General features: G+C 40.3%; 14 protein-coding genes. 7 read left to right on the top strand and 7 right to left on the bottom strand.

Annotated features, from left to right (window positions below):
* Positions 1-104 precede the first annotated feature (104 nt).
* The 6 genes from accD (at position 105) to PSI14_RS06810 (ending at position 5,996) form a co-directional block, all read left to right on the top strand.
* Positions 105-1,052 carry an acetyl-CoA carboxylase, carboxyltransferase subunit beta gene (gene accD / locus PSI14_RS06835; RefSeq protein WP_273575173.1) on the top strand — a complete coding sequence of 316 codons (948 nt, stop codon included), beginning with the start codon at positions 105-107 and terminating at the stop codon, positions 1,050-1,052.
* Positions 1,045-2,340, top strand: coding sequence for a bifunctional tetrahydrofolate synthase/dihydrofolate synthase (gene folC, locus PSI14_RS06830; RefSeq protein WP_273575172.1), 1,296 nt, complete (start codon positions 1,045-1,047; stop codon positions 2,338-2,340). The genes accD and folC overlap by 8 nt, the downstream gene beginning before the upstream one ends.
* Entirely contained in the window at positions 2,330-2,911 is a 582-nt protein-coding gene (gene dedD / locus PSI14_RS06825; protein ID WP_273575171.1) for a cell division protein DedD, read from the top strand. Before folC ends, dedD begins: the two co-directional genes overlap by 11 nt.
* 346 nt (positions 2,912-3,257) lie before the next feature.
* Complete coding sequence (gene cvpA, locus PSI14_RS06820; RefSeq protein WP_273575170.1) at positions 3,258-3,746, top strand: colicin V production protein; 489 nt, start codon at positions 3,258-3,260, stop codon at positions 3,744-3,746.
* Between the two features lie 32 nt (positions 3,747-3,778).
* Positions 3,779-5,296, top strand: coding sequence for an amidophosphoribosyltransferase (gene purF / locus PSI14_RS06815; protein ID WP_273575169.1), 1,518 nt, complete (start codon positions 3,779-3,781; stop codon positions 5,294-5,296).
* A gap of 109 nt (positions 5,297-5,405) precedes the next feature.
* Positions 5,406-5,996 carry a UbiX family flavin prenyltransferase gene (locus PSI14_RS06810; RefSeq protein WP_273575168.1) on the top strand — a complete coding sequence of 197 codons (591 nt, stop codon included), beginning with the start codon at positions 5,406-5,408 and terminating at the stop codon, positions 5,994-5,996.
* A gap of 27 nt (positions 5,997-6,023) precedes the next feature.
* On the opposite strand, the gene PSI14_RS06805 is transcribed toward PSI14_RS06810, so the two are convergent.
* The 6 genes from PSI14_RS06805 to PSI14_RS06780 all read right to left on the bottom strand — a co-directional run bounded on the left by PSI14_RS06805 (position 6,024) and on the right by PSI14_RS06780 (position 11,913).
* Complete coding sequence (locus tag PSI14_RS06805) at positions 6,024-6,692, bottom strand: alanine--tRNA ligase-related protein (protein ID WP_273575167.1); 669 nt, start codon at positions 6,690-6,692, stop codon at positions 6,024-6,026.
* 39 nt (positions 6,693-6,731) lie between these two features.
* On the bottom strand, positions 6,732-7,667 hold the full coding sequence (locus tag PSI14_RS06800) for a LysO family transporter (protein WP_273575165.1): 936 nt from the start codon (positions 7,665-7,667) through the stop codon (positions 6,732-6,734).
* A gap of 3 nt (positions 7,668-7,670) precedes the next feature.
* Positions 7,671-8,903: a diaminopimelate decarboxylase gene (lysA, locus tag PSI14_RS06795; protein WP_273575164.1), complete on the bottom strand. Its 1,233-nt coding sequence runs from the start codon at positions 8,901-8,903 to the stop codon at positions 7,671-7,673.
* Complete coding sequence (locus PSI14_RS06790; protein WP_273575162.1) at positions 8,884-9,858, bottom strand: PLP-dependent cysteine synthase family protein; 975 nt, start codon at positions 9,856-9,858, stop codon at positions 8,884-8,886. The genes lysA and PSI14_RS06790 overlap by 20 nt, the downstream gene beginning before the upstream one ends.
* Before the next feature lie 365 nt (positions 9,859-10,223).
* Positions 10,224-11,141, bottom strand: coding sequence for a TIGR01777 family oxidoreductase (locus PSI14_RS06785; protein WP_273575161.1), 918 nt, complete (start codon positions 11,139-11,141; stop codon positions 10,224-10,226).
* Positions 11,142-11,292: 151 nt separating this feature from the next.
* Positions 11,293-11,913, bottom strand: a complete 621-nt coding sequence (locus tag PSI14_RS06780) for a glutathione binding-like protein (protein ID WP_273575160.1) — start codon at positions 11,911-11,913, stop codon at positions 11,293-11,295.
* Between the two features lie 204 nt (positions 11,914-12,117).
* Between PSI14_RS06780 and yfcD the strand changes: the two genes are divergently transcribed.
* Positions 12,118-12,642 (top strand): NUDIX hydrolase YfcD, encoded by a 525-nt coding sequence (gene yfcD / locus PSI14_RS06775; protein ID WP_273575159.1) that lies wholly within the window; start codon positions 12,118-12,120, stop codon positions 12,640-12,642.
* Positions 12,643-12,777: 135 nt separating this feature from the next.
* On the opposite strand, the gene PSI14_RS06770 is transcribed toward yfcD, so the two are convergent.
* Positions 12,778-13,404 carry a beta/gamma crystallin domain-containing protein gene (locus tag PSI14_RS06770; RefSeq protein WP_273575158.1) on the bottom strand — a complete coding sequence of 209 codons (627 nt, stop codon included), beginning with the start codon at positions 13,402-13,404 and terminating at the stop codon, positions 12,778-12,780.
* Between the last annotated feature and the right edge of the window lie 96 nt (positions 13,405-13,500).

Genomic DNA, 13,500 nt, shown 5'->3' with positions numbered 1-13,500 from the left:
AACAGGTTTGAGCAGTTTTTTATCCACACTGCAATAGCATTGTGGTTTAATGGCACGTAAAACAAAAGCTGGCAGCAGCCAGGTTCAGACGGAAAGGTTCATTAATGAGCTGGATAGAAAAAATTCTAAATAAAAGCAAAATTATGCAAACTCGTAAGGCAAGCATACCTGAAGGAGTTTGGACAAAATGCGATAGTTGTGGTCAGGTACTTTATCGTGCTGAATTAGAGCGTAATCTTGAAGTGTGTCCGAAATGTGACCATCACATGCGCATTTCAGCCCGTAATAGATTGAATTCATTCTTGGATGAAGGTACTGGCACCGAATTAGGCAGTGAGCTGGAACCTAAAGATATCCTGAAATTCCGCGATACCAAGAAATACAAAGATCGCTTAGCTGCTGCTCAGAAGCAGACGCAAGAAAAAGATGCGCTGATCGTGATGAAAGGTAAGCTGCATGATATGCCAGTTGTGGCGGGTTCCTTTGAATTTAATTTTATGGGCGGCTCCATGGGTTCTGTTGTTGGTGCCCGTTTTGTCCGTGCTGTTGAGCAAGCTTTGGAAGATAGCTGCCCATTCGTCTGTTTTACTTCCAGTGGTGGGGCACGTATGCAAGAAGCCCTGATGTCATTGATGCAAATGGCAAAAACCAGTGCTGCGCTGGCAAAAATGCAAGATCGCGGTTTGCCTTATATTTGCGTTCTGACCAACCCAACAATGGGTGGGGTGACGGCAAGTCTGGGAATGCTTGGTGATATCAATATCGCTGAGCCTAAGGCATTGATTGGCTTTGCTGGCCCTCGAGTAATCGAGCAGACCGTGCGTGAAAAACTGCCGGAAGGTTTCCAGCGCAGTGAGTTCTTATTGCAGAAAGGTGCGATTGACATGATTGTACCTCGTACGGAAATGCGTGATAAAGTTGCCAGTCTGCTTGCAATGTTAACTCACAAGCCGCAGCTGGGCACAAAAGCGGAGTCAGTGGAAGAGATCGTTGTTGAATCTGCTGATGTCGAAGCTGAGATAAACATCAATCCTAATAAAGAAGATGTCTGATATTTTGCAAATTCCTCAAGCCACGTCGCCACTGATGACGTGGCTTTCCTACTTAGAAAACCTGCATACCAAAGCCATTGATATGGAGCTTGAGCGCGTAGGTAAACTTGGTCGCCAATTAGGCTTATTGAACCCTGCACCCAAAATCATCACGGTGTCAGGCACCAATGGCAAGGGGACTACTTGCCATACCCTTGAGTCTGTTTTTCTGGCAGCAGGGCTTAAAGTCGGTGTGTACAGTTCCCCACATTTGGTTCGCTATACCGAAAGAGTACGTATTCAAGGTAAAGAACCAACGGAACAAGATTTCTGTCGTGTATTCGCAGCGATTGAAACCCAGCGTGGCGATATCTCATTAACCTATTTTGAATACGGAACATTGGCAGCATTACAGCTTTTTAAAGAAGCTGATCTTGATGTTGTGATTTTGGAAGTCGGGTTGGGCGGTCGTTTGGATGCCACCAATATCGTCGATGCTGATATTGCCGCAATCACCAGCATTGCACTGGATCATACTGATTGGCTGGGAGCCGATCGCGAACATATTGGTCGTGAAAAAGCTGGCATTTTTCGTCGTGGGCATTTTGCGGTGGTGGGGGAGCATGATATGCCCCACTCAATTGCTGATGTTGCGGATGAACTGGGTGCGAAGCTCTTTCGTCGAGGTGTTGATTGGCACTTTTCACAGAATGAAAATAGCTGGAATTGGTTAAGCGACAACCAACAATTCAATGAATTGCCTTTACCCAATCTGCCATTGGCGAATGCAGCAACTGCGATGGGCGTGATCCACTGCTTGTTGCAGCAGGATGACAAAATCAGCCGAGCCATTAACGAACAGGCAATCCATGCAGGACTGAAAAATGCCCAATTACCGGGACGTTTTCAAATTGTCAGGGAAAATCCGCTGATTATTTTGGATGTGGCCCATAATCCACATGCTGCGGGCTATCTGGTTCAAAAATTAGCAGAACAGCCTCGTTCATCAGACAGTAAAATTCGTGGTGTGGTTGGCATGTTGGGAGACAAAGATATTGCGGGTACGCTTGCTTGTCTTTCTCAACAGATTAATGAATGGTACTGCGCATCATTACATGAACCGAGGGGAGAAAAAGCTGAAGTCTTGTCTGGGCATCTTATGCACGCCCGTACATTCTCCGACGTGGAAACAGCGTGGCAACGGGCAATAGAAGACGCATCAGTGCAAGATATCATCGTGGTTTGTGGCTCTTTCCATACTGTCGCGCATGTCATGGAGACACTGGAGGGTAAGGAAGATGGCCAGTAAATTTCAAAATCGCTTGGTTGGAACCTTCGTTCTTGTCGCATTGAGTGTGGTTGTTCTGCCTATAATTTTTGATGGCGATAAGAAATATAACGAAAGTAAATTTGCTTCGATTCCTTTGGTGTCAAAATCTGATAATGGTGAGGATATTCGCTCGATCCCACCATTGACACAAAGCGCGCCGCCTGTACCGCCTGTAAATGCGGTGGAAGCGATGCAATTACAGGAACAAAAGGCAGATACAGACGTGTTGTCTGAGCCAACGGTGAAACCCGAAGTACCTCCCCAGCGGAAAGTGGAAACTAAATCGAAGTCAGTAGAGCAAGCTCCTCAGGCAACGGCATATGTTGTTCAACTTGGCGCATTAAAAAATGCGGGTAAAGTTGATGAGATATTGGCAAAGCTGCGTCTTTTGGGGCATCAGGTATATACAGTTCCTTCTTCTCCGGTACAGGGACAGTTAACACGGATTTATGTCGGGCCGAATGCATCAAGGCAAAAACTGGAATCCGTTTTATCCGAATTAAGGCAAATCACGGGGTTACAAGGACAGATTAAAAACTATAAGCCATAATCGGATTGGCGCTTCATGGGGAGCTGGAAGCTTCCTATGATCATACCAAAAGCTCTACCATGGAGCTTATAACCAATGGATTTCAAGATGTGTCGCGGCGGCAAGTGAGTGAATCCAGCCAACAAAGAGACAACTTGAAATACGAAAGGTATAAAAGGGTTAAATATGACAGGTGATTTTCCATTGTGGAGACAGCAGTTAAAGATTAACCCATCACAGCGAATGCAGTTTATTTACTTACCGAAAATTATTTTCAGTAGAGTGATAAATCTACTACGCAAACGTTTTCGTTTTCTGTTAGAATGCGCCCGACCTGAATGTTGGGAGCCTGTTTTTGGATTAAAATATGGTCTGGATTGATTATACGATTATTGCCATCATTGGTTTCTCGGCACTGGTTAGCTTGATTCGTGGTTTTGTTCGCGAAGCGCTCTCTCTGGTAACGTGGGGTTGTGCTTTCTTTGTTGCAAGCCGTTTCTATACTTATCTGGCGGCGTATTTTACCCGTCTTGAAGATGAACTGGTACGTAATGGAATAGCGATTGCTATCTTATTCATTGCAACACTGATTGTTGGCGCGATAGTAAACTATGTCATTGGTTCACTTGTTCAGCGAACAGGCCTGTCAGGTACTGATCGGGTTCTGGGGGTCTGTTTTGGGGCCTTGCGCGGTGTCTTGATTGTCTCTGCTATTCTGTTTATTGCGGACTCTTTCACGCCACTTCCCAAAAGTCAGGATTGGCAACAATCACAACTGATCCCACAATTCAGTCAAATCATCAGGTGGTTTTTTGACTACCTACAAAGTGCGTCGAGTTTCCTGCCGGAGAGATAACGCTCTCCGCTCAGCTGATGAGGAAAGGCTACATGTGCGGTATTGTCGGTATCGTCGGTTTTACACCGGTTAACCAATCGATTTATGATGCATTAACGGTGCTTCAGCACCGTGGACAAGATGCAGCAGGTATTGCAACTATTGATGGTAACAATGGGTTTCGCTTACGTAAGGCTAATGGTTTGGTCAAAGATGTGTTTGAAACACGACACATGTTACGTTTACAGGGAACCATCGGGATTGGGCATGTTCGTTATCCTACAGCAGGCAGTTCCAGTGCATCCGAAGCGCAACCCTTTTATGTAAATTCTCCTTTTGGTATCACGTTGGCACATAACGGCAATCTGACAAACGCACATGAATTAAAAAAAATGCTGTTTGAAAATGCCCGCCGTCATGTCAACACAACCTCAGATTCTGAAATCCTACTGAATATTTTTGCTAATGAATTAACCCAATTTCCACATTTTCCATTAGCGCCTGATGATATTTTCTCGGCAGTTTCAAAAATGCACAAAAGAATTCGTGGCGCTTATGCTTGTGTTGCCATGATTATTGGGCATGGATTGGTTGCTTTTCGTGATCCACATGGCATTCGTCCTCTGGTGTTGGGCAAGAAAACACTGGAAGATGGCCACCATGAATATATGGTGGCATCAGAAAGTGTGGCGTTGGACACATTGGGTTATGAGTTTTTGCGTGATGTGGCTTCTGGTGAGGCGATTTATATCACTGAAAATGGGCAATTGTTTACTCGCCAGTGTGCGGAAACTCCGTCATTGACCCCTTGTTTGTTCGAATTTGTTTATCTTGCTCGTCCGGATTCTTTTATTGACAAGGTTTCGGTATATAACGCACGTTTGCGGATGGGGAGGAAATTGGGGGAAAAAATTGCCCGTGAATGGGAAGATTTACATATTGATGTCGTCATTCCCGTGCCGGAAACATCTTGTGACATCGCACTGGAAATCGCCCACATTCTGGATAAACCCTATCGTCAGGGATTTGTCAAAAATCGTTATGTCGGACGTACTTTTATCATGCCGGGTCAGCAGGAACGACGTAAATCGGTTCGTCGCAAACTGAATGCCAATCGTGCTGAATTCAGGGGTAAAAATGTCTTATTGGTGGATGACTCCATTGTACGTGGAACCACTTCTGAACAAATTGTTGAATTGGCACGTGAAGCGGGAGCCAAGAAAGTCTATTTTGCTTCGGCAGCACCGGAAGTTCGCTTCCCGAATGTTTATGGTATTGATATGCCGAATGCCAATGAGCTGATTGCCCACGGCCGCGAAGTGGATGAAATTCGCCAGCTCATTGGTGCTGATGCTTTGATATATCAAGACCTCCAAGATCTTGTTCAGGCAGTACAGGAAGAAAACCCTGATATTGAAAAATTCGAATGCTCTGTATTCGATGGTATCTATGTCACGAAAGACATTGACCAGATTTACCTCGATTATCTGGAAAACTTGCGTAAAGACGATGCCATGAAAGTGCTTGGACAGGGCGAAATAGAGAATCTGGAAATATATAATGAAGGATAATATTGTTATTATCATTCAGTTAAATACCCAATGGATTTCAAGATGCGTCGCAGCCAACAAAGAGGCAACTTGAAATACGAAGGGTATAGCCAGAATCTCAGAGGAAAACATGAAAAAATTGATTGTCGGGCTGACCGGAGCAAGTGGTGCGATTTATGGTGTCAGGTTACTGCAAGTTTTGCAGCCAGTAGAAGGCATTGAAACGCATTTGGTGATCAGCCAATCAGCTCGGCAGACTCTGGCATTGGAGACGGACTATACCCTGCGAGATGTACAGATATTGGCTGATGTCGTGCATGACAATCGTGATATTGCCGCATCCATTTCCTCTGGGTCCTTTAAAACATTGGGCATGGTAATTTTGCCTTGTTCGATAAAAACCCTATCAGGTATTGTGCATAGTTACACTGATGGCTTAATTACCCGTGCCGCCGATGTTGTTTTAAAAGAGAATCGCAAGTTAGTGCTGGGGGTGAGAGAAACTCCCTTGCACTTGGGGCACTTGCGATTAATGACTCAGGCCGCAGAAATTGGGGCGGTGATAATGCCGCCTGTTCCCGCATTTTATCATCGTCCTGAACATATTCAGGATATCATCGACCAGACGGTTAATCGTGTGCTGGATCAGTTCGATATTGACTTACCAGAAGATCTATTTAGCCGTTGGCAGGGTGCTAAACCCATCGGGTATAGCACTTAACCTTAGCAATTTTAGATGAAAGAACATTTAATCCACTAGCGTGATTTCTATTCTATTAATCCCTTTTCCTTTGTTTTTTCTTGAAAGTTTGACCTTTCCGATTTCTTTAGTATTGGAAACATGAGTGCCGCAACATAACATTTTTATGTTACGGCATTGCCAATACCTTAGCCCATCTTCTGCCGTGAAGGTGATTTCATTTTCTTGGGAAATGAAGTTATTAACTTGCTCTTCAAGGGAAGCGAGTAATTCAGCAGTAACACTTTCTGACATTTTATAATCAGTTCTATCTTTTTCCATATTAACAAAAGAGCCTTCTACTGATAAAAAACTGCTCATGTGCCTTATAAAATATTCAACAACATGGCTTGCAGAGTGCAAGCGCATAGTTCTGAGCCTATTTTCTTCATTAATGGAGGCTATAACCTGTTGTCCTACTTCGAACTCGGAAGTATCGACATAGTGCTTTATTGGAGAAGTAAAAGACAGTTTGTTGCTTTCATTTTGTTTCTCTTCAACACTAACAGCAGTCACAATTACGCCATTGATCTCGCCCGTATCGTAATTTTGGTTTCCTGATAATGGATAAAATAGCGTTTTATCTAAAACAATATAATCTTCACCAACCTCGATAACATTAGCGTTAAACGTACAGTCATAAGGAGCATCATCAAAAAGTCTTTTTGTCTGCAACATCATAGCCTCCGAAAATTAAAGCGATTATTAAAGCAATTATTAAAGCGAATAGAAAAAAGGAATAAGAAATGGCACAAGAATAGTGATGATGCCACCAGAAAGTAATGCAACGGGAACGTAAGAAATACCACAGTGTTTTTCTATAATAGGCAGGGTAACATCCATTGCGGTTGCCCCGGCGACACCAATTGCAATATTACCATTCCCTATACGTGAAAGTGTCGGTATCAGAAGTAATGCAATGACTTCACGAAATAAATCACACAGGAAAGCAACAGAGCCTAGCAATGGATCATTCATTTTTGTGAAGAGAATACCAGACAGGGTATACCAACCAAAACCTGAACTTACAGCTAAACTTTGAGTAAGAGATAATGGAATAAAAAAAGAAATTATTGCTGCGCCTATATAGGATGCTGCAATAGTAAAAAATGTCATTACGATATTGTAACGATTAAAAAATATTTCTTTCAAACTCAACCCCGACAAGGAGAGCTTCATAGCAATAACAAATATCAGAAGATATAACAACAAAGATATGACTATATCATAATCTATCTCTGGCGTTATTTTATAGTAACCAAGAAAGAAACCTATTATTACCAGACTTGCAAGTAAGATAGGATCCTTAATATAACCCATGATATCAAAATCATCTTTTTGATTATTACTGGTTGTTACTTTATTTTTTTTATTACCGACTGTTTTGATATGAAAAAACTTTAAAACAATCACTATAGATAAGGATGAGGCGAAAGCTATGCTTATAGCATTAATACCAACATCAGTTAGCTTGCTTATAATTTCAGGTATTGCGCCAATCGTTATCCCCATTAGGATTAATAGTGAGTAAAGGCACAGGTTAGAGACGAGATCAATTAACCTTATGTTTTTATGCTTAAAAAACTTATTAAAATTGAATCCGACAACAAATGCTATCAGTATTGGTAACAGGTTAGAGATGGCAATATTCATTAATTAATCCAAAAAACTAGTTGAGAAAAGATCTTCAAAATTTTCAGCTCTACGAATTTGTATAATAGAGCCATTTTTGTCCAGGATATATTCAGCAGGGCGTCGACGAAGATTGAAGTTTGAACTCATGGAGTAGCCATAAGCACCAACATCATTAATACAAATAAGATCTCCTTTTTTTGTTTTTGGTAAAGGCCTTTCACGAGTAAACACATCTCCTGATTGGCACAGGTTTCCTACAACATCATATTTTTCTATATGCTTTTCTTTAGAGCTAATGTTTTCAATGTGATGCCATGCATTATAGTAGAAACATCGAGGAAAATGGTTATATCCAGTATCTAATCCCATATAATTTCGATTTCCAAAACTTTTCAGGGAACTTACTTTAGCAACCAGCCTACCTGCATTTGCAACAAAGAACCTGCCCGGCTCAATAAGGAATTTTGTTTTATCGGATATATTAAAATTTTTCCTAAGCGAGTCCAAAGAACTTCTTATTGAACTGAGATCATATTGTTCATAGGATTTATAATCATAGCCGAAACCACCGCCGAAATTCAGATGAGAAAGGGAATCAAGTTGTATAGATAACTCCATTAAAAACTCAGCATTCTCAATATACATTTTTGTAGACATCTCACCTGATCCAGTATGAGAATGCAAGCCACTAATTTTTATTTTCTTGGCGTTACAAATTTTCTGGGCATGGTTGATTTCAGAAGGTGATATACCAAATTTAGACATCTCACCATTAGTAATAACTTTACTTGAATGACCCGCACCAATCCCGGTATTTACCCGCAAAGTAATCGATTTTTCCAATGAAGATATCTCTATATCATCTATATCATCTATATCATCTATATCATCTATATCATCTAGAGCATCAAGAGAACCAATGGATACATTTACATTTTTCTGAAAAGCAAACTCAATTTCACTTTTTGTCAGGCAATCCGCATTGTAATGTATTTTGTTAGAAGGAATATTGCACCTTAATGCCAGTTCTATTTCTTCTAGAGAACATGCATCAACACCAATGCCATATGAAAAAATCAGTTTTACAATGTAAGGATTAGAGTTTGCCTTCATTGCATAAAGGATTTCATAGTCGGAAGAGTTGAATTCATTTTTTAATTCACTGATATTTTTAATTATTTTTTCTTCACTGTATAGATAGAACGGCGTGCCATTATTTCTGGCTATTTTTTCTTCAACATTTACTTTTTTCATTTTTAATATCCTGTTGTTGAAATTTAGATATATAGCGTTCACCTGAGTCTGGAGAAATACACATTATTTTACACTTGGGGTTTTTATGTATTTCTTTTATAGCGGCGGCCACAACAGCCCCACTGGATAAACCTATGTCAATAGAATCATGATATCTTGTGAGGCGACAGGCAGAGAATGCTTCTTCGTCAGAAATTGCATATATATCATCAACAGCATCTTTTTTTATTATTCCTGGAATAAAGTTAGAACCAATGCCTTCAATATTCCAAGGTACGGGATGATATTCTGCACCTGAAAAATATTGTTGATATATAGAACCAATGGGATCGGCAACAATAAATCGTGCTTGGCTTCCTTTTTCACGAAAGTATTTATGTATTCCCATTAATGTTCCGCCAGAGCCAACACCACATACTATAGCATCAGCATTTAGCCCTCCCTGAAGCCACAGTTCTGGCGCAGTGGAAGAATAGTGTGCCATAACATTTGAATAGTTAAAAAATTGGTTGCAAAAATATCTACCTTTTTGATTTGCATATCTTTTTGCGACTTCAACATAATTATCTTCTGAATTAGCGCCTGCATCTGATGGCATGATAATTACATTAGCGCCATAGTATTTAAGTAAAAGTAGTTTTTCTTTACTGATCCTGTCATGGGTTACTATAGTGACTTTATACCCTTTTAAGTGACCAATCCAAGCAATCCCTATGCCTGTATTTCCTGAGGTTGCTTCGACTAACTCATCTCCTGGGGTGAGTTTTCCTGATAATTCTGCATCGGTGATTATTTTCAGTGCTACCCTATCTTTTATAGATCCTCCTGGATTATAAGACTCCAGCTTAATTTTAATATCACTCTCAGGATATACAGAAGTAAGAATGTTAACTGTTGGGGTAGTTCCGATTAAATTTAATATCCCAGAATTATTTTTCTTGCAAGTAATTCTCATGTTAACTCCTTTTGGGAGCGGTTTTTTTCACAATGATAATATATAAATAGCTTTTAGTTATAAAGACATGATTTTTGTTTACTCGCGGTATTGTTATCATCAATTAGTTATAATAACCACGTTTCTTGTATAATATGTGATTTTTAATTGTATTTATTTGTTTTTTGTTTCTTTGCTTTGTTTTCTGTCTTTTTTCTGATTTTATAAAATTACTTATAATCCTGATAAAATAAGTAGAAAAACTTATTTTATTGGTTTTTTAGCAATAAAATTAAATAATAAAAATAAGTTCAAGGCTGAATAATTTAATAATAAAAATTGTCAGATATATAGGTTTATTGGTCTATTAAGAAATAGCAAGAAGATTACAGGATATTATTTTTTGCCTTTATGACATCTTGCAAGGCTTCTTCTAATTGAAAATAACGGAAACCAAACCCGGCTTCTTCCAGCCTCTTCGGAATGGCTTGTTGACCACCCAAAACTAATTCCGCTGCTTCCCCCATCATTATTTTTAATACAAATTCAGGAATGCGTATGAAAGCAGGGCGGTGTAATACACTGGCGAGTGTGGAACTGAACAGTTCATTATGAACAGGATAAGGAGATGTCATATTAAAGGGGCCATGTAGCTCAGGCGATATCAATAGGTAATAGATACCATTGACCATGTCATCAATGTGTATCCACGGCATATATTGCTTGCCATTACCGATTGCTCCGCCTAAACCTAACCGAAACAGTGGCAGCATTTTTTGCAGTGCGCCACCTTTTGGGGCCAACACAATGCCTGTACGTAACAAGCATACGCGAGTTTTGTCGCTGCTGGCTTGTAACGCAAGTTGTTCCCAACGTTCACAAAGTTGATGGGCAAATTCATTGTGAGGAGAATCATCATCTTCGGTAACCACTGATTGTCCCTGATCACCATAATAGCCAACGGCTGAACCGGAAATAAATACAGATGGGGGAGAGTTACTGGCTTTAATTAGCTTGCTCAACTGTTCAGTGAGTTGCCAGCGGCTTTGACACAGTATCTCTTTTTGCTTCGGTGTCCATCGCTTATTGATGATGGGTTCGCCGGCAAGATTGATAACGGCATCAAAGCCGTTTAGATCGCGCAGGCCATTTAGTGTTGCCCAACATTCAACGCGATCAGAAAACAGAGAATCCACCTTTTGTGGTGAACGACTTAAAATGGTGATGGAGTGGGAGAGCGAGAGCAATTGGCAGGTCAAGCGATAACCAATCAATCCCGTTCCTCCCGTAATTAAGATACGCATAGCCACCCCCTACGACAAAAATAGATAATTGCGTATTGACTATAACAAGGGATGGCTTAAGTGGCAGCGAAATATGCTGCTATTTGTTACCAATATCAAGTTTTTTGGTGAAATATTTCTCCATTAACTGAATTTTTTACATATATCTGAGTCAGGCATCCTTATAGGCTGCTTGGGTCGCAGGGCGTTGACTGATTTTATCCAACCATTTTGCAACCGCAGGATAATCCTGCAAATCGACTTTTTGGTGTTCATGGCATTTAGCCCATGGATAAGTGGCAATATCCGCGATGCTGTATTCGTTTCCTCCGAGATAGGCAGTTTTTTCCAGTTGGGTATTTAGCACCTTGTATAAACGTTTTGTTTCTTCCACATAGCGTTTAATGGCGTAAGGTACAACTTCTGGAGCATAGCGATTGAAGTGGTGATTTTGACCGAGCATTGGGCCAAAGCCTGCAACTTGCCAAAACAGCCATTGCAATTGTTCTGTACGTTCACGCAAATCTGTGCTTAATAGCTGGCCTGTTTTGTTTGCCAGATAAAATAAAATGGCCCCTGATTCGAAGATGGAGATTGGTTCTCCGCCGTCGGCAGGTTGATGATCGACAATAGCCGGGATCTTGTTATTGGGTGCAATGGCAAGAAATTCAGGTTTGAACTGCTCTCCAGCGTTGATATTGATGGGATGAATGGTGTAAGGAATACCGGCTTCTTCGAGAAAGAGGGTAATCTTATAGCCATTTGGAGTTGGGGCATAATATAGATCTATCATATAATCTCCAGTAATAATAACTCATTGAAAAATATAGCAGTATTACATTACCATCGTTTGTCTGTAAAATGTCACAAATTTCTTGTGTTAGTGTTGGCGAATTTATTTCAGTCAATTATGGTAACTCTTATCTGTTTTTAGCCTCCTTAATCGGAGCATCACAGCAAAAACTGGCATTTAACTCATTGATAAAAGGTTTTTAGGATGGTGCAAGAAAAATCAGCAAGTATTGAATGGATTGACATCGTCAATGAAGACAATGAAGTGATTGCGCAGTCAACTCGTCAGCAGATGAGAGCGCAAAACTTGAGGCATCGGGCTACTTATATTGTAGTGCATGATGGTATGGGAAAAATTCTGGTTCAGCATCGTACAGAAACAAAAGACTTTTATCCGGGAAAATTGGATGCAACGGCAGGTGGTGTCGTTATGACAGGAGAAACTTTGCTTGATGCAGCTCGTCGGGAAGCCGAAGAGGAACTGGGAATTGCAGGTATTCCTTTTGCCGAGCATGGCATTTTTTATTATGAAGAGAAGACTTGTCGTATATGGGGTGGTCTGTTCAGTTGTGTTACTCATGGGCCATTTGCATTGCAGGAAGACGAAGTCACAACAGTTTACTGGTTAACGCCAGAAGAAATCACAGCTCGCTGTGATGAATTTACTTCGGACTCTTTGAAGGCGCTGTCTCTTTGGTTAGCACGTAATAAGCAGACAGAGCTGTCCTAGCATTTTTTTCTTACCTCTCTATCTCCTTGGATATAAGCCCCTTTATTATGGGGCTTTTTGATTTTTACTTTATTTTTACTTTATCGATTCTGATAAAGAGAATAATAAATTATTAACTTGGTATTTTACTTCTATTTAATGATTGGTAGGAAATTTTTCCAGGACGAAGTTAAAATGATAACTTCCTGCTTTTTCAAACCGCATATAAGGAGGTTTGGTTACATCGTAAGTGATGATATCAAGTTCTGTGCCATTATATGTAAAATAGACAGCACCTTGAGTGACTGGAATATTATTCTTATCAAAAACAACAACAGAGGTTACATATTGCTGACCATCTTTGGGAATTAAACCAACGATTTCATAGTCTCCATTTGAATAGCAATCCACGGGATCGGGGATGGTATGAGTTTGAATATGTACTCTAAATACCTGATCGACGCCTGATTCATTAATCAATTTTACCGCCAGTAAATCACAGTTTGTTGGCGATACAATAAACTTTGATAACCCTTTAATATCACTGAGATCTGGTTGGCTTGTATCCCATTCACGGTAAATTTGCCCAGGTTGACTATCATCACCATGTCGCCAGGCAAAAACGATAGAACCTTTTCCAATTTCAACGGAAAGAAATTTATCATTTAATGGTGTGCCTATTAAATTTACTTCAAGACTATTTTCCGGGTACTCATAAGAATCCCCGCTATAATCATTTTTAGTATAGAAGATAGCGCCTTTGGCTAATTTGTTTTTAGACATAATCAATATTTCCCTTATTTTTGGTTAAGAAAATGAATAACTAGAATAAAGATCTTGGTTTATATGTCAATATAATGGGAGGCTCTTATATTAATC

Origin of the sequence: Xenorhabdus anantnagensis, assembly GCF_028598555.1 — a bacterium.
GTDB lineage: Bacteria > Pseudomonadota > Gammaproteobacteria > Enterobacterales > Enterobacteriaceae > Xenorhabdus > Xenorhabdus anantnagensis.
The sequence above is the reverse complement of the archived record's forward strand: the minus strand, read 5'-3'. Positions and strand labels throughout refer to the sequence as shown.